This window comes from Bradyrhizobium sp. ORS 285 (assembly GCF_900176205.1).
GTDB lineage: Bacteria > Pseudomonadota > Alphaproteobacteria > Rhizobiales > Xanthobacteraceae > Bradyrhizobium.
On sequence record NZ_LT859959.1, the window covers coordinates 7,021,124 to 7,044,773 of the forward strand.

Below are 23,650 nucleotides of genomic sequence, written 5' to 3' on the forward strand. Positions count from 1 at the left end.
GTCTTCCTCCTGAGACGCGGCTCTGCCGGCCGCTTCTTTGGAGGAGAACCATAGCGCAATTCGCGCCGCTGTCATCGGCGACGACTGCCGATTTTTGTCGCGGTTAACTCCACGCTCCGCGATGCATCGCCCGGGAATCTTCAGCGAAATGACGTGCGCAACTCACGGCCTGACGCGCGGCTTGATGCCCTGCTCCACACCGGCGCGCTGTTCGGCCGCGTGCGCCCGCTGATAGCCATCGCGCAGCTGCAGGCGCGCCCAATAGGCCGCCACATTCGGCCCGAATTCCTTGGAAAGCTTGAGCGTGTCGGCGAGCCGCAGCGCATAGCCGATCACGATATCCGCCGCCGTAAAGCGGCCGCACAGAAACTCGGCATTTCCAGTCGCTGCCTCCACCGCGCGCAACCGGCCCAGAAACCATTTGGCATAGTCGGTCGCGACCTGCGGCGAGCGGCGCTCCTCAGGCTCGAGCTGCGTGTATCGCAATACCAGCGTCTGCGGGAACGTCAGCGTGGCATCGGAGAAGTACATCCAGTTCAGGAACGCGCCATAGCCCGCCTCCTCAGGCCCGACCATCAGCGGCGTCGGCCCGTGCTTGACGCCGAGATAGTGGCAGATGCCGGAGGACTCCGTCATCTTCGTCTCGCCATCGATCAGATAAGGGATCGTCCCGAGCGGGTTGATCGCGAGATACTCCTTCGCCAGCACCCGCGGCGGGAACGGCAGCATCTTCAATTCGTAGTCGAGCCCTAGCTCCTCCAGCATCCACAGCGGGCGGAACGAGCGGGCGCCGTCGCAATGATACAGCGTGATCATCAGGCGTTCCCTGCTTTGCCCATGCCCGGCAAGGTGCCCATCATCTTGCACAGGATCGTGAGCATCACCTCATCCGCGCCGCCGCCGATCGAGCTCAGCCGCGAATCGCGATAGGCGCGGCTGACCGGCGTCTCGTTCATGAAGCCCATGCCGCCCCAATATTGCAGGCAGGCATCGGTGAGTTCGCGCCCGAGCCGTCCGGTCTTCAATTTCACCATGGTCGCGAGCCGCGTCACGTCCTCGCCGGCCACCAGCGCTTCCGCCGCCTGATAGGTCAGCGCGCGCAGCAGCTCGACCTCGGTCTGCAGCTCGGCGAGGCGGAAATGGACGACCTGGTTGTCGAGGATCGAGCGGCCGAACGCCTTGCGGTTGCGCGTGTACTCGATGGTCGCATTGATGATCGCCTCATGCGCCTTGAGGCAGGCGGCGCCGGCCCACAGCCGCTCCTCCTGGAACTGCATCATCTGGTAGGTGAAGCCCATGCCCTCCTCGCCGACCCGGTTGCGCTTGGGCACCCGGACATTGTCGAAGAAGATCTGCGCCGTATCGGACGAGCGCATGCCCATCTTGTCGAGCTTGCGCGCGACCTGCACGCCCTTGCTCTTCATCGGCACGCAGATCAGCGACTTGTTGCGATGGACCGGGCCGTCACTGGTGTTGGCGAGCAGGCAGATGAAATCCGCCTGGGTGCCGTTGGTGATCCACATCTTGCCGCCATTGATGACGTAGTCGTCACCGTCGGCGCGCGCCTGGGTCTTGATCGATGCGACGTCGGAGCCGGCGCCCGGCTCGGACACGCCGATGCAGGCGACGTAGTCGCCGGAGATCGCCGGCGCCAGGAATTCCTTGCGCACCTCGTCGGAGCCGAACCGTGCCAGAGCCGGCGTCGCCATGTCGGTCTGCACACCGATCGCCATCGGAATGGCGCCGCAATTGATGGCGCCGAGTTCTTCCGCCATCATCAGCGCATAGGAATAGTCCAGCCCCTGGCCGCCGAACTCGACCGGCTTGTTGAGGCCGAGGAAGCCGAGATCGCCGAGCTTCTTGAACAGCTCATGCGCCGGGAAGATGCCGGCCTCCTCCCATTCGTCGACATGGGGATTGATCTCGGCAGCAATGAACTTCTGCAGGATGCGGCGCGGTTCGTCGTGATCGGCGGTGAAGAGCATTCCATTTCCTCTCGTCAATTCGGGCGAGGTCAGTACACCCGGAAGCCATCCGGGCCTCATGGTTCGAGACGCGCCAAGGGGCGCTCCTCACCATGAGGGTCTGCTGCTCGCCAAGTAAAAGCCCTCGTCCTGAGGAGCCCGCCTCTTGGCGGGCGTCTCGAAGGACCGCCGCATCGGGATCGTCTGCCCGAGCAACTCCATGGATCGTGGCGCGTGACCTGTCACAATCCCATCTGCCGGCTGGCCAGGTCCTTCATGATCTCCTCGGTGCCACCGCCGATCGCATTCACCTTGACCTCGCGATAGATCCTCTCGACGCGAATACCCCGCATGAACCCCGCGCCGCCAAAGATCTGCACTGCCTCGGAGGCGCAAAAGGCCATCGTCTGCGTCGCCTGGTTCTTCATCATGCAGATCTCGGCGACCGGATTATCGCCCTGTTCGAGCCGCCACGCCAGCATCTCCAGCATCGCCTGCGAGGCCGCGACGCGCTGCGCCATGTCGACCAGCTTGTGCCGGATCACCTGATGCTGCGCCAAGGGTTTGCCGAAGGTCTGGCGCTCCCGGGCATAGGCGATCGCGTCGTCGAGGCAGACCCGCGCGAACGCCGTGCAGCTCGCGGCCATGCCCATCCGCTCGCTGTTGAAATTATGCATGATCAGCTTGAAGCCCTGCCCCTCCTCGCCGATCAGGTTCTCGACCGGCACGCGGCAATTGTCGAAGTGCAAGGTCGCGGTATCCGACGCCCACCAGCCCATCTTGTTGAGCCTGGTGCGGGTCAGCCCCGGCGTGTCGCCGGCGACGAGCAGCAGGCTGACACCTGCCGGTCCAGGTCCACCGGTGCGCACCGCGACGGTGATGTAGTCGGCGCGCATGCCCGAGGTGATGAAGGTCTTCTCGCCGCTGACCACGTAGTGATCGCCGTCGCGCACCGCCTTGGTGCGCAGATTGGCGACATCCGACCCGCCGCTCGGCTCAGTGATCGCGAGCGCCGAGATCTTTCGCCCCGACAGGATCTCCGGCAGCACCTTCGCCCGGACCTCGGGCCGTGCCGCGCGCGCGATCGGCGGCGCGCCGATCGAGTGGCTCATCAGGCTGGCGCTGACGCCGCCGATGCCCGCCCGCGCCAGCTCCTGCGACGACACGATCCGCATGAACTGATCCGCCGCCACGCCGCCGAACTCTTCCGGAAAGCCCAGGCCCAGCAGGCCGATCTCGGCCGCCTTGGCATAGAGCCCGCGTGGGAATTCGCCGGCCTCGTCCCAGGCGTTGGCGAACGGCGCGATCTCCTTGTCGACGAAACGCCTGACGACGTCGCGGAAGGCCTCGTGCTCGGCCGTGTAGAACGGGCTTTTCGTCATGGCGTGCCGCGAGGTCCTGCTTCTTGCGCCGACGAAGATGCGCCCGAAGCGATGGTATCAACTTGCGTCGAGTGGCTGACCGGCAAAATCACGTGCGGGCTCGGCAGGTGGCGCCCGTTGCTTCCCGGGCCAGCGCCTGGACGCAAGACAGTGCATTGCACACATCTGCCCACTCGCTCCTCATGCGCGGCAACCAACGCCGCCGCTGTCAGAGGCCGAGCAAACGGCCGAGAACAGTCGAAGAAGAAACGGCAATCACAAGAATCAAACAAGAGGAAGCCCAGGGAATGTTGCCGATGACGACCAGGACTCTGCTGTCTTTTGCGGCCGCCGCCGCGTTCTCCGTCTTGGCGAGCCACAGCGCACTCGCCCAGAAGAAATACGACACCGGCGTCACCGACACCGAGATCAAGATCGGCAATGTCGAGGCCTATAGCGGCCCGGCCTCGGCCTACGGCATCATCGGCAAGACCGAGGAAGCCTATTTCAAGATGATCAACGACCAGGGCGGCGTGAACGGCCGCAAGATCAACTTCATCTCCTATGACGACGCCTACAGCCCGCCGAAGACGGTCGAGCAGGTCCGCAAGCTGATCGAAAGCGACGAGGTGTTTCTGGTGTTCAACGCGCTGGGCACGCCGACCCAGACCGCCGTGCAGAAATATCATAACGCCAAGAAGGTACCGCAGCTGTTCCTCGCCACCGGTGCCAGCAAGTGGAACGAGCCGAAGGAATTTCCGTGGACCATGGGCTTCCAGCCCAGCTACCGCGTCGAGGCGCGGATCTTCGCCAAGTACATTCTCAAGGAGAAGCCGAACGCGAAGATCGCGATCTTCTATGCCAACGACGATTTCGGCAAGGACTACCTGCTCGGCATCAAGGAGGTGCTCGGCGACAAGGCCAAGACGATGATCGTCGCCGAGGAGAGCTACGAGACCTCGGAGCCGTCGATCGACGCTCACATCGTCAAGGTCAAGGGTACCGGTGCCGACGTGTTCGTCAACATCGCCACGCCGAAATTTGCAGCGCAAGCGATCAAGAAGATCGCCGAACTCGACTGGAAGCCGATGCATGTCATGACCGACGTGTCGATCTCGATCGGCGCCGTGATGAAGCCGGCCGGCCTCGAGGCCTCCGAAGGCGTGCTGTCCGCCGGCTACCTCAAGGACCCCTCCGATCCGCAGTGGAAGGACGACGAGGGCATGAAGAAGTTCATGGCCTTCATCGACAAATACATGCCCGGCGCCAACATCTCCGACGCCAACCTCGCCTACGGCTACGCCGCGGCCCAGACCATGGTGCAGACCCTGAAACAGTGCGGCGACAATCTCACCCGCGAGAACGTCATGAAGCAGGCCGCCAGCCTGAAGGATTTTGCCCCGGACACCCTGATCCCCGGCATCAAGGTCAACACCGGCCCGAACGACTTCGCCCCGATCGAGCAGCTCAAGATGATGCAGTTCAAGGGCGGCAAATGGGACCTGTTCGGGGATATCATCAGCGCGGATGTCGGGGGGTAGGTCGAGCGGCGGCGTGGCGCGCCAGGCAGGGCAGCGATGCGGGCGCGCCGCATCGCAACACTCAACCGCCGATGATTGGCCCATCGCTGACGCTCATGACTTGAGCCACGCTCTCACGCCAACGGCGGTTGGCTCCCCTCCCCCTTGCGGGGAGGGGTTGGGGGGTGGGGGTCTCCGCACTCCGAACGTCGTGAAGGGCACGGCGCATTTCGCCACCACAGGTGCGCCAGAAGCATTCCGCCCAATCACTTCTGACGGAATGCGTGGACCCCCACCCCCGACCCCTCCCCGCAAGGGGGAGGGGAGCTCACCGCCGTCGCGGCACGACTTCCGAATATAAAAACCAGATTGACATTTTTCCGAATTCATGATCAACTCCCTCATCCCGCCTCACCGCAGAGGGGCGTTGCGCGCGATCGTCACGACACGCGAGGTGGGAGGCGATGGCCGTGGGGGTGCCGCAGCGTGTCTTCGGATGCGCCGACGAACGGCAGCTCACGGACGTGAAGTCGCAGCGTCCTGACACCCCGAAGCTGGTGTCACCCGCGCAATGCGCGAGCGTTGTCGCGGCATGGTGGCCAACAAGCCCGGCGCACCAGGGAGACTGCGTATAAGCGTTCCACCCATCGCGCAGGGAATGCCGGAATGTCGGCTGCACCTGTGGTACCTGCCGCCTGCATTTTTTTAAGCAGGCGGGCCATGGGTGAGGCTGTCACCCGGCATTCCCTGCGCCCTCTGCATGTTTGCGAGGGACGGACTAATGGCAGACCTCGGGCATGATGTGCCGCGGGAATGCGATGACATGTCGGTCGTCCACCGTCTGCGGTTCAACTCGCTCGGTTGCTTATGACGTTCTGCTGATCAGACGCTCTGCTGCTTGAGCGTTTCGCTGTTTGAGCCCGTGAATCCGTCCCACACATCGCCGTCGTCCCGGACAAGCCGTGACGCGCAACGCGCGGCACGGCGCCGATCCGGGACCCATACTCCGCGGCGGTGATGTGGCGCGAAAAGCCAATCACCAGCGTGCCTCAAACTGCTCCCTGGGGGTATGGGTCCCGGCGTTCGCCGGGACGACAGCGGGGCTGTTGAAGGAGCCTGCCCATCACAAGCTCCGTCATTGCGAGCGCAGCGAAGCAATCCAGGGCCGCGCGGGGACTCTGGATTGCTTCGCTACGCTCGCAATGACGGCGGTTGATAGTGTGCCCATCAATTCGAACTGCCGTAGGGTGGGCAAAGCAGACGCCCGCAGGGCGGTTGCGTGCCCACCATCTGTCGGCGCATTCGGAGTGAATGGTGGGCACGGCGCGCGATGCAGCGGAGCTCGTCACACGAGCAGTGCGGGCGCGCCTTTGCCCACCCTACAGTCCGTTAGTTGACGATAGAACTGATCACCTCACGGCACGCCCTGTACGAACAGCGCGAACGGTTCCTCGACCGTCTTGCGCAGGTGCTCGCGATAGAGCTGATAGTTCGGATCATCCGTCCCAAGCCGGCCGAAGCTCGGCTCCACCACGTTGCGCAGCGGCAGCAGCGCGATCGGCGCGGCGATCGGGGTCAGCAGCGAACCGCGCCCCGCCAGCAGGGTCGTGATGATGCCGTACATCTCGCCGGTGATGGTCGGCCTCGACACCGTGATCAGGCGGTGCTGGCCGTGGCGGTTGGTGACGAGATAGACGAAGCCGGACTGGTTGGGCACGGCGACCTCGCCGAACTGCGAGAAGGCCGCGTCGAGCCGCGCGCCCTCGCGGAACACCAGCGACGAGGCGGCATCATCCCAGACGATGTCGGTGCGGTAGGCATAGATCGCGTCCTTGTCGCCGAACGACGGTCGTAGGGTCACATAGGTGCCCTCGATCCATTCCACCGCGCGACGCGAATAGGAGCCGAGACTGTCCGGCGCGATGCCGCCACTCGGTGATGCGGGAGCCGTGGCAGGCGCACTCGGCGCCTTGCGCAGGGAGATGCCGAGCGCCTGCTCAAGCCGGACGATGGTCGCGAGCGTGAACGGGCGCCGGCCGCCGAGCGCCTTCTCCAGGGTCGACAGGCTCAGCTTGGCCTGCTCGGCCAGCGTCTGCCGCGACATCCGCCGCCGCGCGATCTCCTCGCGGACCGCCTCGGCAACCTGCCGGCTCTGCTCGTCCGAGAGTTCGTTGTCCGGTATCGACATCCTGTCCCCTGCCGCGTGGCGCAGACCTCTTCTAGCAGACGGACAAAACAGCACAAACCCGGACAGATCAGCCGCCTCCTCGCGCACCACCGGACAGAGCGGGGCGTGCGGCGGCCGAACAAGACCGACCATTCCGCTCGCGACGACAGCGCACCGCGCTCAGTCTCAGCCTGCCCCATTCTGTTCGTTGCGGAGACTCTGATGAGCGACACCATCGACTGCGATATCCGCAGCAGCCGTCATCCGGTCCGGTCCTGGATCGTGACCATGCTGCTGTTCCTGCTGCTGCAAGCCGCCGCCGTGGCGCTGGTCGGCTTCACGGCGCTGTTTCTCAGCATCACACCTGGCTGGTCGGCCGAGGGCCCGCTGGCGCCGCTGACCAAGCCGGCCGACGCGCGCTCCGGCGCGCTGCTGTTCAAGAGCGATGCGGGCTACACCGAGGCGCCGCGGCTCGGCATCGATGTCGACATCGTGGTCTCCGGCCCGACGGCGCGGGCGCGCGTGACGCAACTGTTTCGGAACACCAGTTCGCAATGGCTGGAGGCCGTCTACGTCTATCCGCTGCCACCGGACAGCGCGGTCGACAGCTTGAAGATGATCGTCGGCGACCGCGTGGTGGTCGGCGACATCAAGCCGCGGCAGGAGGCGAAGGTGATCTACGAGCAGGCCAAGCGCGACGGCAAGACCGCGGCGCTGACCGAGCAGGAGCGGCCGAACATCTTCACCAACTCGCTCGCCAATATCGGCCCTGGCGAAACCGTGCTGGTGCAGATCGAGTATCAGCAGCCGGTGGCGCAGGTCGCCGGCGAATTCTCGCTGCGGGTGCCGCTGGTGGTCGCGCCGCGCTACAATCCCAGGCCGATCGTGCAGAGCGTCGATCTCCGCCCGGACAGCAATGGCTGGGGTGCCGCGAGCAACGACACGGTACCGGACCGCGACCGCATCTCGCCGGAGGTGCTCGACCCCGCGAAGAACGATCCGGTCAATCCGACCCGCATTACCGTGCGGCTGCAGGCGGGCTTCGCGCTCGGCGAGGTCAAGAGCCACCATCACCAGGTGACGGTCGACAGCCCCGATGCGAAGACCCGGGTCGTGACGTTAGCCGAAGGCGTGGTGCCCGCCGATCGCGATTTCGAGCTGACCTGGAAGCCGGCCTCGGACAAGCTGCCGTCGGTCGGCCTGTTTCACGAGCAGGTTGGCGATGCCGACTACCTGCTCGCCTTCGTCACGCCGCCCGCGGTGGCCGCGACCACGCAGCGCCCGCAGCCGCGCGACGTCATCTTCGTGATCGACAATTCCGGCTCGATGGGCGGCACCTCGATCCGCCAGGCCAAGGCCAGCCTGCTCTATGCACTGGGACGGCTGCAGCCCGGCGACCGCTTCAACGTGATCCGCTTCGACGACACCATGACGGTGCTGTTTCCGTCGTCGGTGCCGGCCGATGCCGAGCATGTCGGCAACGCCACCAGGTTCGTCGGTGCGCTCGAGGCACGCGGCGGCACCGAGATGGTGCCGGCGATGCGCGCGGCGCTGACCGACGACGGCAGCGACAGCGATCGTGTCCGCCAGGTGGTGTTCCTGACCGACGGCGCCATCGGCAACGAGCAGCAGCTGTTCGAGACCATCACCGCGATGCGCGGCCGCTCGCGCATCTTCATGGTCGGCATCGGCTCGGCGCCGAACACCTATCTGATGAGCCGCGCCGCCGAGCTCGGCCGCGGCGCCTTCACCCATATCGGCTCGGTCGAGCAGGTCGAGGAGCGCATGCGGGATCTCTTCGCCAAGCTGGAGAACCCGGTCGTGACGGGGCTCAGCGCCAGCTTCTCGGAGGCCTCAGCCGACCTCACGCCGGCCGTGCTGCCCGACGTCTATCGCAACGAGCCGCTGGTGCTGGCCGCCAAGATCGACCGCCTTGCCGGATCGCTGCAGCTCAAGGGCCGCATCGGCGATCAGCCGTGGACCATCACGCTGCCGCTGTCCGGCGCGGCTGAAGGCAAGGGCCTCTCCAAGCTGTGGGCGCGGCGCAAGATCGGCGACGCCGAGGTGGCGAAGACGATGCGGCAGATGACGCCGGAAGAAGCCGACGGCGCGATCCTGAAGCTGGCGCTGGAGCACCAGCTGGTGACCCGCCTGACCAGCCTCGTCGCCGTCGACAAGACGCCTCGCCGTCCCGACGGCGAGCCGCTGCGGCTGGCCGAGCTGCCGATCAACCTGCCGGCGGGCTGGGACTTCGAGAAGGTGTTCGGTGAGCGCGGCCGGATGCCGGCAATGCAGAAGGACCGCCGCGCCGACGGAGATGGCGACGTGCAGCTCGCCGCGCTGAAGCGGCCGGTGGTGCCGACTGGGCCGGCGACAGTCACGCTGCCGAAGACGGCGACCGATGCAGAGCTCAGCATGCTGCTCGGACTGGGTGTGCTGATGCTGGAATTCATCTGGCTCGTCGCGATCAGGCGGCGAGCTGCCAACTAATGAAAGTCGTCATGCGAATACGAGAAGTCGACGAACCGTTGTTTGCTAGTCCTTCCGAGCTTGCTCGGTGCTCACCTCTCCCCGCGTGCGGGGAGAGGTCGGATTGCATCGAAGATGCAATCCGGGTGAGGGGGGCTTTCCGCACGGTCGGTGGGTGTGGCTGCCCCTCACCCCAACCCTCTCCCCGTGAAGAACGGGGAGAGGGAGCGCACCGCCATCTCGGCAAGGACTTCGTTTCTTAAAAGCACGGGAGGAGAGAGAATGCCTCGCTTCGTCATCCCGCTCGCGGTCGCACTTGTCGGCGTTGCCCTGTTCGGCCACGGCGCCCTCATCCATGCCAAGGCGGTCGTCGCGCAGGTGCTGCTCGACCGCGCCTTCAACCAGACCATCGCGACCGGGCAACCCGTCAAGCCCTGGTCGTGGGCCGACACCGTCCCGGTGGCGCGCATCGAAGTGAAGCGGCTCGGCGTCTCGACCATCGCGCTGGCCGGCTCGAGCGGCCAGGCGCTGGCCTTCGGCGCCGGCCATGTCGAGGGCACCGCGGAGCCGGGCGAGCCGGGCGTCGCCGTGTATTCCGCGCATCGCGACACGCATTTCCGCTTCCTGAAGGACGTCAGGATCGGCGACGAGATCGACGTCGTCAGGGGCGACGGCAAGAGCTTCCGCTACCGGGCCGACGCAACGCGCGTGGTCCGCTTCGACAATTCCGGCATCGATCCGGTGACCGACGCGGCCGAGCTGGTGCTCTCGACATGCTGGCCGTTCGACGCGCTGACGCAGGGGCCCGAGCGCTACCTGCTGCACGCCACGTTGATCGCCGATCGATGAGTGGAACGAGCATGGCCGACCTTGGGAACCAAGCCCCGAATGCCCATTTGTCACAGGGCCGTCCTGATGGAATGATCCCGCCTGGACGACACGGCTCAACTTCGCAGCGCTTCCGACATGCATTCCCAAGTACATTATCTACCGATCACGCCCGCTTTCTTCGCCATCCTGGTGCTGGCGTTCGGCGTCGTACTCATCCTGGTTCAGCTCGGCATCCTTCGCTATGCCTACATGAAGCTCGGCGTCAGCTCGGGCACGGCGATGCTGCTGCTGTTCGGCTCGCTGGTCGGCAGCTATTTCAACATCCCGATCACGATGCTGCCCGGACAAGTCGCGCGTTCCGGCGAGATCATCGACTTCTTCGGCATGCAATATGTCGTGCCGCTTGTGCATCAGTGGCCGGGGACGCTGCTGGCGGTGAATGTCGGGGGCGCCGTGATCCCGACCTTGATGTCGACCTATCTCGTGCTGCGCTACCAGCTGTGGCTGCGCGCCACGATCGCGGTGCTGGTGATCGCGGTGATCATCCACGCCATGGCGACGCCGGTGCAGGGCGTCGGGATCGCCGTGCCGGTGTTCGCGCCGGTCGTCGTCACCGCGATCCTCGCCTTCCTGCTGTCGCGCGAATACGCCGCGCCGCTGGCCTATATCGGCGGCTCGATGGGCACGCTGGTCGGCGCCGATTTGATGAACCTCGGCAAGATCGGCAGCCTCGGCGCGCCGGTGGCCTCGATCGGCGGCGCCGGCACGTTCGACGGCGTCTTCCTGACGGGCATCCTCGCGGTCCTGCTGGCCGGCCTCGCCGCGCCGTCCCGTCCTGGCCTCGCGCGCTGAGCTTCCCACTCGGCGGGTTCGCGGCTAAAATCAGCCGCAGCCAACAGTGGACCCGGAATGCGCGCGATCAATCTCATTGTCGGAACCCTGACGATCGCGGCCGTGGCGGCCGGGATCAGCGGCGTCCTGATCAAGCAGAAGCGCCGCATCGCCGAGCAGCGCAGCACCATGCGCGTGGTGTTCGACGGCGGCTCGGCGGCGGGCCTGCGCAAGGGCGGCCCGGTGAATTTCGACGGCGTGCAGGCCGGGCAGATCCTGTCGATCAACCTGGAGAGCCCGCGCAAGATCGTCGCCATGATCACGCTCGACAACTCCGCGCCGATCCGCAAGGACACCACGGCCGGCATCGAGTTCCAGGGCCTGACCGGGATCGCCGCGATTTCGCTGGTCGGCGGTGCGCCGACGGCCCCGCCGGTGCCGCTGGATCACGACGGCGTGCCGGTATTGACGGCCGATCTCAAGGACCAGGAGACGATGGTCGAGACGGTGCACAACATCGACAAATACGTGGTCAGCAATGCGCCCGCGATCAAGGAGGCGCTGCAGAGCTTCGAGACCGAGACCGCCTCACTGCAGGCCAAGACCGCGGCCTTCGACTCCGCGATCGACAAGGCCGAGGACATCTTCAAGGGCTTCGATACGCTGGTCACCAAGATCGACGGCGCCATCCCCGGCTTCGCCGACGGCAATCCCGGCCAGCTGTTCGATCAGATCAAATCGATGCGCGAACTCGTCGACAGCTTCAGGCGCAAATCTGCCAAGGTGATCGACGAAAGCCGCAAGACGCTGGTCGACATCAGCGACGGCGCCAACGCGATGAGCGCGAAGTTCGGCGGCCAGCCGGTTGCGCCGGGACCGCGACGGGTGCCGGCGTCACGCTGAAGGGCGGACGCGCCGCCCCTCGCGCGTCAGTGGCTGATCATCCAGGGCCGCGCCGTCGGAAAGCCCTTGGCGCCGCTCTTGGACTTGGTCATCAGCCGCGGCGACTTCTTCGGCGAACAGCAGCCGCAGCCCGGCCCATGCTTCGCCTTGTATTCCGCGAGCGTCTGCGGCGCGTGGCGGCTGCGCTCGTTGGTGGCATGCGCCGTGCGCCGCTCCGCTGGCATGCAGGCAAAGGCGGGCGCGGTGAGGATCACGCGCGGCGCCATGTCCCGGCATTGCGGGCAGACCTGCGGCTCATCACATTCCGCCATCGGGCGCATGTCCGTGAACGGGCCGCATTCATCACAGAGATATTCATAGACCGGCATTGTCTCGTCTCCTGCGCAACATCGTCTCTCCCCTCCGCGCGGCGGATGCGGGGCGGCCAGATACGCAGCCGTCCCGCATCCCGTCGCACAGGGAGACCGTTATTTGTCCGGCGAGATCGGCATCTGGATGTCGCCCGTGATGTGCTTGATCGGCCCCGCCGCCGACGGCATCACGTCGAAGTCGAAGATCTCGGTCGGCAGCCACAGAGTGGCGCAGGCATTGGGTACGTCGACGACGCCGGAGATATGGCCCTGCACCGGCGCGGTGCCGAGGATCGAATAGGCCTGGGCGCCGGAGTAGCCGAACTTCTTCAGGTACTCGATCGCGTTGAGGCAGGCCTGGCGATAGGCGATGTGGACGTCGAGATAGTGCTGCTTGCCGGCCTCGTCGACCGAGATGCCCTCGAAGATCAGGTAGTCGCGGTAGTTCGGCGTGATCGGCGACGGCTTGAAGATCGGGTTCTTGATGCCGTACTTCGCCACGCCGTCCTTGATGACGTCGACCTTGATGTGCAGCCAGCCGGCCATCTCGATCGCGCCGCAGAAGGTGATCTCGCCGTCGCCCTGGCTGAAATGCAGGTCGCCCATCGAGAGGCCGCCGCCGGGCACGTAGACCGGGAAGTAGATCTTCGAGCCGCGCGACAGATCCTTGATGTCGCAATTGCCGCCATGCTCGCGCGGCGGCACGGTGCGGGCGCCCTCGGCGCCGATCTTGGCCTTGACGTCACCCTTGGCCTGGCCGGCATGGGCAGTCGGCGCGAACGGCGGATTGGCGAGGCCGGGCACGCGGGTCGGGTTGGTCGCGATCAGCGCCGTCTCACGCTCGTTCCAGGTCGCGAGCAACTTCGGGTCGGGCAGACAGCCGATCAGACCGGGATGGATCAGGCCGGCGAAGTTCACGCCGGGGACATGGCGCGACGAGGTGTAGAGGCCCTTGATGTCCCAGATCGACTTCTGCGCCAGCGGGAAGTGGTCGGTCAAGAAGCCGCCGCCATTCTGCTTGGAAAAGAAGCCGTTGAAGCCCCACAGGCTCTCCTTCAGCGGACCGACGTCGAGCAGGTCGACGACCAGCAGGTCGCCGGGCTCGGCGCCCTTGACGCCGATCGGGCCCGACAGGAAGTGCACGATCGAGAGGTCGATGTCGCGCACGTCGTCGGCCGAGTCGTTGTTCTTGATGAAGCCGCCGGTCCAGTCATAGGTCTCGATGATGAAGTCGTCACCGGGATTGACCCACTCCACCATCGGAATGTCCGGGTGCCAGCGATTGTGCACCTTGTCGTTCTCGTAGGCCGACTTGGTCAGATCGACCTTGATCAGTGTGTCAGGCATCAAGAGCTCCCCTTTACCTTTGCTTGCACGGAGTGGTTAGACGGACAGATATTTCGACACCTGCGCGGCATCGACGGACTCGCGCGGATCGTCGCGGACGATCTCGCCGTTCTCGATCACCAGCACGCGGTCGGCGATATCGAGCGCGAAGCTCAGCACCTGCTCGGAGACGACGATCGACAATCCCTTCTCGTCGCGAATACGCTTCAGGGTGCGCGCCATTTCCTTGATGATCGACGGCTGGATGCCCTCGGTCGGCTCGTCGAGCAGCAGCACCTTCGGCTTGGTGGCGAGTGCACGCGCGATCGCGAGCTGCTGCTGCTGGCCGCCGGAGAGATTGCCGCCGCGCCGGCCCTTCATCTCCAAGAGCACCGGGAACAGCTCGTAGATGTCGCCGGGCACCTCGGACTCGCCGGAGACGACGAGGCCGGTCTCGATGTTCTCCTTGACCGTCATGGTCGAGAAGATCATGCGGCCCTGCGGCACATAGGCGAGGCCCTTTGCGACGCGCTCGTAGCTCTTCATGCCGGAGAGCTCGGAGCCGTCCATCGCGATCGAGCCGCTCTTGGCAGGCAGGATGCCCATCAGCGACTTCATCAGCGTGGTCTTACCCATGCCGTTGCGCCCCATGATCGCAACGATCTCGTTGGGCGCGACCTTGACGTTCAGGCCATGCAGCACCTCGCTCTGGCCATAGGCGACATGGAGATCGGAGATTGCGAGCATCGGATGTCTTCCTATGCAAGAGGGAGTGAGACGGCCGATCGAGCGGCATTGGCACTGGGCTCCCCTCCCCCTTGCGGGGAGGGGTTGGGGGTGGGGGTCTCAGCAAAGACTGCCCGTGTGGACCCCCACCCCCGACCCCTCCCCGCAAGGGGGAGGGGGGCGCAGCGAGATCGCGGATGGAGTGACGTTCTCAGCATCGGATCAGTGCCCAAGATAGACTTCGACGACCTTGGGGTCGTTCTTGACCCGCTCCATCGTGCCTTCGGACAGGATCTGTCCCTGGTGCAGCACGGTGACCTTGTGGGCGATGTCCTCGACGAACTTCATGTCGTGCTCGATGACCAGCACCGAGCGGTCCTTGATGATGCGGTTGAGCAGCTCCGCCGTCTTGGCGCGCTCGCTGACGCTCATGCCGGCAACGGGCTCGTCGAGCATCAGAAGGTCCGGGTTCTGGATCAGCAGCATGCCGATCTCGAGCCATTGCTTCTGGCCATGGCTGAGCTCGGCCGCCGAGGTCTTGAGGCGATCCTTGAGGAAGATCATCTCGGCGACCTCCTCGACGCGATCCTTCACCACGGCGTCGCGCTTGAACGCGAGCGAGCCGAACACGGTGCGGCCGCGCGGAAACGAGATCTCGAGATTCTCGAACACGCTGAGATCCTCGAACACCGACGGCGTCTGGAATTTGCGGCCGACACCGGCCTTCACGATCTCGTTCTCGCGCAGCTTGGTCAGCTCCTTGCCGCGGAACTGGATCGAGCCGGAGGTCGCTTTGGTCTTGCCGCAGATCAGGTCGAGCACCGTGGTCTTGCCGGCGCCGTTCGGACCGATGATGACGCGGATCTCGTTCTCCTCGACATAGAAGGAGAGGTCGTTGACCGCCTTGAAGCCGTCGAACGAGACGGTGAGCGCTTCGACCGCGAGCAGGAATTCCTTGGGCTGATGACCGATGAGCATCGCTGTCTCCTCACTCTGCGGGGGCGCCGTCGGCGACCAGGCCGCCGTTGGTTTTCTTGCTGCGCGAGGCCAGCAGCCGGTCGATGCGCGGCTGCACGTAGTCGCCCCAGATGCCGGCCAATCCGTTCGGGAAGGCGAGCACGACGGCGATGAACAGCGCGCCCAGGCCGAACAGCCAGAGCTGCGGGAACGTCTCCGACAGGCTGGTCTTGGCGAAGTTGACGAGGAGCGAGCCATAGACCGCGCCGAAGATCGACAACCGGCCGCCGACCGCGGTGTAGATCACCATCTCGATCGACGGCACGATGCCGACGAAGGACGGCGACATGAACCCGACCTCGAGCGTGAACAGCGCGCCGCCGACCGCCGCGAACACCGCCGCCGCGCAGAAGGCGAAGATCTTGAAGTTGGCGACGCTGTAGCCGGAAAAGCGAACCCGATCCTCCTGCTCACGCATCGCCACCAGGATGCGGCCGAGCTTGGTCAGGCGGATGAACTGCGCCACCAGAATCGCGGCGAACAGGAAGAACACTTCGACGAAGTAGAGGATGTACTTGGCGTGGTCAGTGCGGATGTCCCAGCCGTGCAGGGTGCGCAGGTCGGTGATGCCGTTGATGCCACCGGTGTAGCCCTGCTGTCCAACGATCAGGATGGTCATGATCGCGGCGATCGCCTGGGTGATGATCGCGAAGTAGACGCCGCCGACCCGGCGCTTGAACATGGCGGCGCCGATGATGAAGGCGAAGATCGCGGGCACCAGGATGATCGCGGCGAGCGCGAATGGGAAGCTCTGAAACGGCTTCCAGAAGAACGGCAGCGCGGTCAGCTGATTCCAGTCCATGAAGTCTGGAATGCCCGGGGTCGACTGGATCTTGGTGTTGGCGACGCTGGAGGCTTCCAACTTCAGGAACATCGCCATGCAGTAGCCGCCGAGGCCGAAGAACACGCCCTGCCCCAGGCTGAGAATGCCGCCATACCCCCAGCACAGCACCAGGCCGATGGCGACGAAGGCGTACGTCAGATATTTTGCGACCAGGTTCAGGCGGAAGATGTCCAGCGCCAGCGGCAGGATGATGACCAGCAGCAGCAGCAGAGAGACGAAGCCGATGAGCTCCGAGCGATTGAAAAAGCGCGAGTTGATCATGGCCGTGCTTTCTTGTTGGACTGACGAAGCTGGCTCATTTGCGGACCTTGAGGGCGAACAGGCCCTGCGGCCGCAGCATCAGGATGGCGACGATCGCGAGCAAGGTGAGCACCTTGGCCATCGAGCCGGACATGAAGAATTCCATGGTCGACTGCGCCTGGGAGATGGTGAAGGCCGACGCGATGGTGCCGATCAGGCTGGCGGCGCCGCCGAACACGACAACCAGGAAGGTGTCGACGATGTAGAGCTGGCCGGCGGTCGGACCGGTCGAGCCGATCATGGTGAAGGCAGAGCCGGCGACGCCCGCAATGCCGCAACCGAGGCCGAACGTGTAGCGGTCGACCTTCTCGGTGTTGATGCCGACGGCGCCGGCCATCACACGGTTCTGCACGACGGCGCGGACCTGCTTGCCCCAGCGCGACAGGAACAGCACGTAGGCGACGACGATGGTGATTAGGATGGTCAGGCACATCACGAACATGCCGTTGATCGGAATCTGGATGGCGTCGGTCGCCTGCCAGGAGCCCATCATCCATTCGGGAAGCTCGACGCCGACCTCGCGTGCGCCGAATATCGAACGATAGGCCTGCTGCAGGATCAGGCTGAGGCCCCAGGTGGCGAGCAGCGTATCGAGCGGACGCTTGTAGAGCCGGCTGATCATGGCCCATTCGACCAGCATGCCTAGCGAGCCGGACGCGACGAAAGCGAGCGCCATGGCGACGAAGAAGTAGCCGGGAAAGAGTGCCGGCAGGAAACTCTGAAAGGCGTTCGACGTCATCCAGGTGACGTAGGCGCCGAGGATCATGAACTCGCCATGCGCCATGTTGATGACGCCCATCTGGCCGAAGATGATGGCAAGCCCCAGTGCCATCAGCACGTAGACCGAAAACAGGATCAGGCCCGCAAAGCCTTGCATCGCGAAGATCGCGCCGAGGTCGCCGATGGAATAGTCGCCGAACATGATCCGTCCTCTTGTGATGCCCTGCTGGAAAATGGATCGTCTCGCGGGCAACGGGCGCCCGCGGCCAAGATCGTCCGCCCAGTTCGGCGGTAGCGGTCGTGAGGACTCAACCCTGCTGGAGTATGCGGACCCCCACCCCCAACCCCTCCCCGCAAGGGGGAGGGGAGTCGCACCGTAATCTCGGCGACAGCGTCGCTCTGACGATGCCGCCAGACTGCTTACTGGTAGCCCTTCGGGAACGGATCGGGCTCGACGAGGTCGGCGGTCTCGTAGATCAGCTCGTACTGGCCGTCCGCCTTGGCGCGGCCGACGCGGGTCTTGGACCAGAGATGGTGGTTCTCGTGGATCCGGACGTAGCCTTCCGGCGCGCCCTTGAACTCGATGCCGGGCGAGGCTGCCGCGACCTTGTCGATGTCGAAGCTGCCGGCCTTCTCCACCGTCAACTTCCACAACCACGGGCCGAGATAGGCAGCCTGGGTGACGTCGCCGATCACGGTCTTCTCGCCCCACATCTTCTTGAAGGCGGAGACGAAGGCCTTGTTGTTCGGGTTGTCGAGCGATTGGAAGTACTTCATGCAGGCATAGGCGCCCGCGATGTTCTCGCCGCCGATGCCGTCGATCTCGTCCTCGGTCACGGAGATGGTCAGCAGCGTCTGCTTCGACATGTCGATGCCGGCCGCCTTGAGCTGCTTGTAGAAGGCGACGTTGGAGCCGCCGACGATGATCGCGTAGATCACGTCCGGCTTGGTCAGCTTGATCTTGTTGATGACCGAGTTGAACTGGGTGTGGCCGAGCGGGAAGTATTCTTCGCCGACGACCTTGGCGCCCTGCAGATGGCCCTCGATGTGCTTGCGGGCGATCTTGTTCGAGGTGCGCGGCCAGATGTAGTCGGAGCCGAGCAAATAGAAGGTCTTCGCGCCCTTGGTCTTGTTGACCCAGTCGAGGCCGGCGATGATCTGTTGCGTGGCTTCCTGACCGGTGTAGATGACGTTCTTGGACTGCTCCAGGCCTTCATAGAAGGTCGGGTAATAGAGCATGCCGTTGTACTGCTCGAACACCGGCAGCACCGCCTTGCGCGAGGCCGACGTCCAGCAGCCCATGACGGCCGCGCACTTGTCGTTGACCAGCAGCTTCTTGGCCTTCTCGGCGAAGGTCGGCCAGTCCGAGGCGCCGTCCTCCTGGATGAACTTGATCTTGCGGCCGAGCACGCCGCCCGAGGCGTTGATCTGCTCGATCGCGAGCTTCTCGGCCTGCACCGAGCCGGTCTCCGAGATCGCCATGGTGCCGGTGACCGAATGCAGGATGCCGACGGTGACTTCGCTATCGGTGACTGCAAGGCCGGTGGTGTTGACAGCAGAGGTTGCGGGACCAGCGCCGAACGAGGGGCGCGGCAGCATGGCGAGCGCCGGGATGGCGGCCATTCCCATCATCAATTGGCGCCGAAGTGGCGACTTCAGGCCTTTTTTGGTTTCGTCTGACATGAGCACCCCATTCATTGGTTCGAGGACACGCGTTAGGTCGAACCAAGGATGGCGCGCTTCGTGCACTGCACGGATACGCAAGATTGCGTATACTGCACCGCAAAAGCGCGACGTAGGCTCTACGCAGATCTCGCGAGGGGCAGGACGAAGCGCGCAGGCGCTTCGCGTGGGGAGTTTTGAGAGTGGCAGGGCGGCAGCGGATCGACCGCGTCAGGCGCCAATACAATCAGTGGGTCGCCAACCAGACGTTGGAGGACTACGCACTCCGTTTCACCGCCAAAAGCGCCCGGCGCTGGTCAGCCGCCCGCGTTGCCAACACCGCACTCGGCGCGATTTCGTTCCTGGCCCTGGAGGCGATCGGCGGCACCATCACGCTGAACTATGGCGTCACCAACGCCACCGCGGCGATCCTGGTCGCCAGCGTCATCATCTTCTGCTGTGGCCTGCCGATCGCCTATTATGCGGCCAAATGCGGCATCGACATCGATCTGCTGACCCGAGGCGCCGGCTTCGGCTATATCGGCTCGACCATTACCTCGCTGATCTACGCCTCTTTCACCTTCATCTTCTTCGCCATCGAAGCCGTCATCCTGGCCTCCGCACTGGAGATGTGCTTCGGCATCCCCCGCCCGATCGGCTATCTGATCAGCGCCGTCGTCATCATCCCGCTGGTGACCTACGGCATCACCCTGATCAGCCGCTTCCAGCTCTGGACGCAGCCGCTCTGGGTCGTGCTGCACATCCTGCCCTTCGCCGCGATCGCCTATGCCAGCCCGCATTCCTTCGCCGACTGGCAGCAATTTCCCGGCGAGCATGGCGATCCCATGGGTCACCTCGACCTAGCACTGTTCGGCACGGCCGCGGCCGTCGTCTTTTCGCTCGTCGCTCAGATCGGCGAGCAGGTCGACTTCCTGCGCTTTCTGCCGCGCGACCGCCGGACATCGAAGGTCTCCTGGTGGATCGCGCTGTTGTCCGCAGGGCCAGGCTGGATCGTGCTCGGCGCGCTCAAGCTCTTGGCGGGATCGTTCCTCGCCTTCTTCGCCCTTAGCCACGGCGTCTCGGCCGATCATGCCGCCGAGCCGGCCCACATGTATCTCGAGGCGTTCCGCTACGTGCTGGCCCGGCCGGATCTGGCGCTGGCCCTGACCGGCACCTTCGTGATCCTGTCCCAGATCAAGATCAACGTCACCAATGCCTATGCCGGCTCGATCGCGTGGTCGAACTTCTTCTCGCGGCTGACGCACAGCCATCCCGGCCGCGTCGTCTGGCTGGTGTTCAACGTCGTGGTCGCGTTGCTGTTGATGGAGATCGGCGTCTACAAGGCGCTGGAGCAGACGCTGGCGCTGTACTCCAACATCGCGATCTCCTGGGTCGGCGCGCTGGTCGCCGACCTCGTCATCAACAAGCCGCTCGGCCTGCGCCCGCCGCAGATGGAGTTCAAGCGCGCGCATCTCTACGACATCAATCCGGTCGGCGTCGGCGCCATGACCATCGCCACGATCGTCTCGATCAGCGCCTTCTACGGCCTGTTCGGACCGACCGGAAAGGCGCTATCGACCTTCGTCGCGCTTGGCGTCGCCCTCGTCACGGCACCGGCGATCGCCTACCTAACCGATGGCAAATACTACCTCGCCCGCAAGCCGAAGCGGAGCTGGCAGAACATCGAGCAGATCAAATGCTGCATCTGTGAACATCATTTCGAGCCGGAGGACACCGCCTCCTGCCCTGCTTATGCCGGCCCGATCTGCTCGCTATGCTGCTCGCTCGATGCGCGCTGCCACGACCTCTGCAAGCCGCACGCCCGGGCGCAGGCCCAGGTGTCTGCCGCGCTCAGTGGCATGTTGCCCGAAGCAGTACTGGCCAAGATCGACTCGCAGTTCGGGCACTATGTCGGCGTGTTTCTCACCTCGGCCGGGCTCGTCGGGCTCACGCTCGGCATGATCTATCTCGAAACATCGGCGGCGCTGCCGGGCTATCGGGGCATCATCTCCGATGTGCTGTGGAAGGTGTTCTTCGCGCTCTCCATCATCATCGGCGTCGTGACTTGGTTGTTCGTGCTGGCGCAGCAGAGCCGCCGCGCCGCAGAGGCCGAGACGCGGCGGCAGACCCACCTGCTGATCCAGGAAATCGAGGCGCACAAGCGTACGGACGCCGAGTTACAGCGCGCCAAGGAGGTCGCGGAGTCTGCCAACCTTGCCAAGAGCCGCTACGTCGTCGGCCTGAGCCACGAGCTGCGCTCGCCGTTGAATGCGATCTCCGGCTATGCGCAGTTGCTCGAGCAGGATGCTAGTCTCGCGCCGAAGCCGAAGGATCAAGTGCGGGTGGTTCGCCGAAGCGCCGACCATTTGTCAGGGCTGATCGACGGCATCCTTGATATCTCCAAGATAGAAGCGGGACGGCTGTATCTGTCGCGCGACGAAGTCCGCTTGAGCGAATTCCTCGACCAGCTCGTGGGCATGTTCCGGCTGCAGGCAGCCGCAAAGGGCGTCGACTTCGTGTTCAAGCGTCCGGCCGTGCTGCCGCTGGTCGTCTACGCCGACGAGAAGCGGCTGCGGCAGATCCTGATCAACCTGCTCTCGAACGCGATCAAGTTCACCCAGGAGGGCAGCGTCCAGTTCGTCGTGCATTATCGCAGCCCCGTCGCCGAATTCGAGGTGATCGATACCGGCCCCGGCATCCAGCCCGACGATCTCGAACGCATCTTCGCTCCGTTCGAGCGTGGCGCGCTCGGTGCAGCGCAGCCGCAGACCGGCACAGGGCTCGGGCTTACGATTAGCCGACTGCTTGCGGGTGTGATGGGCGGCGACATCAAGGTCGAGAGCAAGGTCGGCAATGGCAGCACCTTCAAGGTGAAGATCCTGCTGTCGGAGGTGACCAACCCGACGCGGCATGCGCCGGTGAAGGCGCCGGTGGCCGGCTATCTCGGCCCGCGCAAGACCATCCTCGTCACCGATGATGATCCCGTGCATCGCGATCTCCTGCGGGAGGTGCTGACGCCGCTCGGCTTCATCCTGCTCAGCGCGCCGGATGGCGCCGCGTGTCTCGCGCTGGCGCAGCATTGTCAGCCGGATCTGTTCATCCTCGACATCTCGATGCCCGGCATGGACGGCTGGACCGTGGCAGAAACCTTGCGCAGCAGCGGCCATCACCATGCGCGCATTCTGATGACCTCGGCGAGCGCGCTTGAAGCGCATGGGCGCCCGCTGGCGCAGCCGTTTCATGACAGCTATCTGATGAAGCCGATCGACATTCCCAGGCTGCTGGAAGCCATCCGCCAATTGCTCAAGCTCGAATGGAGCTATCAGACCAACCAACCGGTGACCCAGCCGCACTGGCGGCCCGACACCGGCTCGCGCCCGCCGCTGAAATATGTGGAGGAGCTGATGGGGCTCGGGCAAATTGGCTATATCCGTGCCATTCAGCTCAAGCTCGACGAGATCGGCGGCGCGCATCCCGAGCATGCCGCATTCGTGGACCAGATGCGTATGTTGATCGATCGCTTCGATCTCGATCAGTACATGGCCACTCTGAAGACCTTGCACGCCTATGAGCACTGACAGCAAAAAGCGCGATGTGGCGCTGGTCGTCGACGACTCGCCGGAGACGCTCCGGCTGCTGACCGACGCGCTCGATGGCGCCGGCATGACCGTGATGGTCGCGCTCGACGGCGCCGCCGCAATGCGCATCGTCGACCAGATCACGCCCGATATCATCCTGCTCGATGCCGTCATGCCCGGCATGGACGGCTTCGAGACCTGCCGCAAGCTCAAGCGCGAGGCCGGCCTGTCCAACGTGCCCGTCATCTTCATGACCGGCCTCGCCGACACCGAGCACATCGTGCAGGGGTTGGAGGCCGGCGGCGTCGACTACGTCACCAAGCCGATCGCGGTCTCGGAGATGCTGGCGCGCATCCGCGTGCACCTCGCCAATGCGCGGATGACGCAGAGCGCGCGCGCCGCGCTCGACGTCTCCGGCCGCTTCCTGCTCGCGGTCAACCGCGAGGGACGGCTGATGTGGGCGACGCCGCAGGCGCAGAAGCTGCTGTCCGACAGTTTTGGCGCGACCGAGGAGCTGGTGCTGCCGGACGTCCTGCGGCAATGGCTGGACCAGGCACAGAACGGCAAGGCTGGTACGAAGGCCGCGGCGTCGATTCCCGATCATCCCGAGTTGCGCCTATACTACATGGGCGGCGCCGGTCCGAACGAGTTCCTGCTGCGGCTCGCCAAGGAGGCGACGGGCGAACTGCCCAAGCAGTTTTCCAGCGAGTTCGGCCTCACCACCCGCGAAGGCGAGGTGCTGTCCTGGCTGTCCAAAGGCAAGACCAACCGCGACATCGCGCAGATCCTCGGGCTGAGCCCGCGCACGGTCGACAAGCACCTGGAACAGATCTACGCCAAGCTCGGCGTCGAGAACCGTACGGCTGCAGCCGCGATTGCGACCGGGGTGACACGACGGGAAAGCTGAGGCGGGCGGCGCACTCGGGAGTGCAGAGTGAAACTCGCTGTCGTCCCGGGCAAGCCCGTCGACGCGTAGCGTTGGCGGGCGCCGACCCGGGACCCATACCGCGTGATCTGTCTTGGGGCAGGATGTGAGCTGGCGTCGTGCCCAACACACCCGCCTGTGGTTATGGATCCCCGC

The 23,650-nt window shown here is 64.8% G+C and carries 18 protein-coding genes; 7 read left to right on the top strand and 11 right to left on the bottom strand.

Features of this window, described 5'->3' with window-relative positions; genetic code table 11:
• Positions 1 to 162: 162 nt before the first annotated feature.
• The 3 genes from BRAD285_RS31565 to BRAD285_RS31575 all read right to left on the bottom strand — a co-directional run bounded on the left by BRAD285_RS31565 (position 163) and on the right by BRAD285_RS31575 (position 3,346).
• A complete protein-coding gene (locus BRAD285_RS31565) occupies positions 163 to 816 on the bottom strand; it encodes a glutathione S-transferase family protein (RefSeq protein WP_006615400.1) in 654 nt (217 codons plus the stop codon).
• Positions 816 to 1,985: an acyl-CoA dehydrogenase family protein gene (locus BRAD285_RS31570; RefSeq protein ID WP_006615399.1), complete on the bottom strand. Its 1,170-nt coding sequence runs from the start codon at positions 1,983 to 1,985 to the stop codon at positions 816 to 818. Before BRAD285_RS31570 ends, BRAD285_RS31565 begins: the two co-directional genes overlap by 1 nt.
• A 221-nt stretch (positions 1,986 to 2,206) precedes the next feature.
• Positions 2,207 to 3,346: an acyl-CoA dehydrogenase family protein gene (locus tag BRAD285_RS31575; protein WP_006615398.1), complete on the bottom strand. Its 1,140-nt coding sequence runs from the start codon at positions 3,344 to 3,346 to the stop codon at positions 2,207 to 2,209.
• A 287-nt stretch (positions 3,347 to 3,633) separates the two neighbouring features.
• Between BRAD285_RS31575 and BRAD285_RS31580 the strand changes: the two genes are divergently transcribed.
• Positions 3,634 to 4,866 (top strand): ABC transporter substrate-binding protein, encoded by a 1,233-nt coding sequence (locus tag BRAD285_RS31580; RefSeq protein ID WP_006615397.1) that lies wholly within the window; start codon positions 3,634 to 3,636, stop codon positions 4,864 to 4,866.
• A 1,393-nt stretch (positions 4,867 to 6,259) separates the two neighbouring features.
• Here the strand turns inward: BRAD285_RS31580 and BRAD285_RS31585 are convergent.
• The gene (locus BRAD285_RS31585) at positions 6,260 to 7,033 is read right to left on the bottom strand and encodes a helix-turn-helix transcriptional regulator (RefSeq protein WP_006612187.1); all 774 of its coding nucleotides are present in this window, start codon (positions 7,031 to 7,033) and stop codon (positions 6,260 to 6,262) included.
• A gap of 201 nt (positions 7,034 to 7,234) precedes the next feature.
• On the opposite strand from BRAD285_RS31585, the gene BRAD285_RS31590 reads away from it, so the two are divergent.
• From BRAD285_RS31590 to BRAD285_RS31605, 4 genes are all read left to right on the top strand, one after another.
• Positions 7,235 to 9,502 (top strand): marine proteobacterial sortase target protein, encoded by a 2,268-nt coding sequence (locus BRAD285_RS31590; RefSeq protein ID WP_006612186.1) that lies wholly within the window; start codon positions 7,235 to 7,237, stop codon positions 9,500 to 9,502.
• A gap of 261 nt (positions 9,503 to 9,763) precedes the next feature.
• Positions 9,764 to 10,330, top strand: coding sequence for a class GN sortase (locus BRAD285_RS31595; RefSeq protein WP_006614899.1), 567 nt, complete (start codon positions 9,764 to 9,766; stop codon positions 10,328 to 10,330).
• A gap of 117 nt (positions 10,331 to 10,447) precedes the next feature.
• Positions 10,448 to 11,164, top strand: a complete 717-nt coding sequence (locus tag BRAD285_RS31600) for a DUF1614 domain-containing protein (protein WP_006614900.1) — start codon at positions 10,448 to 10,450, stop codon at positions 11,162 to 11,164.
• A 57-nt stretch (positions 11,165 to 11,221) separates the two neighbouring features.
• Positions 11,222 to 12,046, top strand: coding sequence for an MlaD family protein (locus BRAD285_RS31605; protein ID WP_006614901.1), 825 nt, complete (start codon positions 11,222 to 11,224; stop codon positions 12,044 to 12,046).
• A 26-nt stretch (positions 12,047 to 12,072) separates the two neighbouring features.
• Here BRAD285_RS31605 and BRAD285_RS31610 read toward each other — a convergent pair whose 3' ends face one another.
• The 7 genes from BRAD285_RS31610 to urtA form a co-directional block, all read right to left on the bottom strand.
• Positions 12,073 to 12,414, bottom strand: a complete 342-nt coding sequence (locus tag BRAD285_RS31610; protein ID WP_006614902.1) for a zinc ribbon domain-containing protein — start codon at positions 12,412 to 12,414, stop codon at positions 12,073 to 12,075.
• A 99-nt stretch (positions 12,415 to 12,513) separates the two neighbouring features.
• Positions 12,514 to 13,743 (bottom strand): formamidase, encoded by a 1,230-nt coding sequence (gene fmdA / locus BRAD285_RS31615; protein WP_035648524.1) that lies wholly within the window; start codon positions 13,741 to 13,743, stop codon positions 12,514 to 12,516.
• Positions 13,744 to 13,779: 36 nt separating this feature from the next.
• A complete protein-coding gene (gene urtE, locus BRAD285_RS31620) occupies positions 13,780 to 14,469 on the bottom strand; it encodes an urea ABC transporter ATP-binding subunit UrtE (protein WP_006614904.1) in 690 nt (229 codons plus the stop codon).
• 201 nt (positions 14,470 to 14,670) lie between these two features.
• On the bottom strand, positions 14,671 to 15,426 hold the full coding sequence (gene urtD / locus BRAD285_RS31630) for an urea ABC transporter ATP-binding protein UrtD (RefSeq protein ID WP_006615092.1): 756 nt from the start codon (positions 15,424 to 15,426) through the stop codon (positions 14,671 to 14,673).
• A 10-nt stretch (positions 15,427 to 15,436) separates the two neighbouring features.
• Positions 15,437 to 16,570 (bottom strand): urea ABC transporter permease subunit UrtC, encoded by a 1,134-nt coding sequence (gene urtC / locus BRAD285_RS31635; protein WP_006615091.1) that lies wholly within the window; start codon positions 16,568 to 16,570, stop codon positions 15,437 to 15,439.
• A gap of 34 nt (positions 16,571 to 16,604) precedes the next feature.
• Positions 16,605 to 17,531, bottom strand: a complete 927-nt coding sequence (urtB, locus tag BRAD285_RS31640) for an urea ABC transporter permease subunit UrtB (RefSeq protein ID WP_006615090.1) — start codon at positions 17,529 to 17,531, stop codon at positions 16,605 to 16,607.
• 218 nt (positions 17,532 to 17,749) lie between these two features.
• On the bottom strand, positions 17,750 to 19,012 hold the full coding sequence (urtA, locus tag BRAD285_RS31645; protein WP_035648634.1) for an urea ABC transporter substrate-binding protein: 1,263 nt from the start codon (positions 19,010 to 19,012) through the stop codon (positions 17,750 to 17,752).
• Positions 19,013 to 19,194: 182 nt separating this feature from the next.
• Here urtA and BRAD285_RS31650 point away from each other — a divergent pair, with 182 nt between their 5' ends.
• A complete protein-coding gene (locus BRAD285_RS31650; protein WP_006615088.1) occupies positions 19,195 to 22,569 on the top strand; it encodes an ATP-binding protein in 3,375 nt (1,124 codons plus the stop codon).
• Complete coding sequence (locus BRAD285_RS31655) at positions 22,559 to 23,476, top strand: response regulator transcription factor (protein WP_006615087.1); 918 nt, start codon at positions 22,559 to 22,561, stop codon at positions 23,474 to 23,476. Before BRAD285_RS31650 ends, BRAD285_RS31655 begins: the two co-directional genes overlap by 11 nt.
• Positions 23,477 to 23,650: the final 174 nt, after the last annotated feature.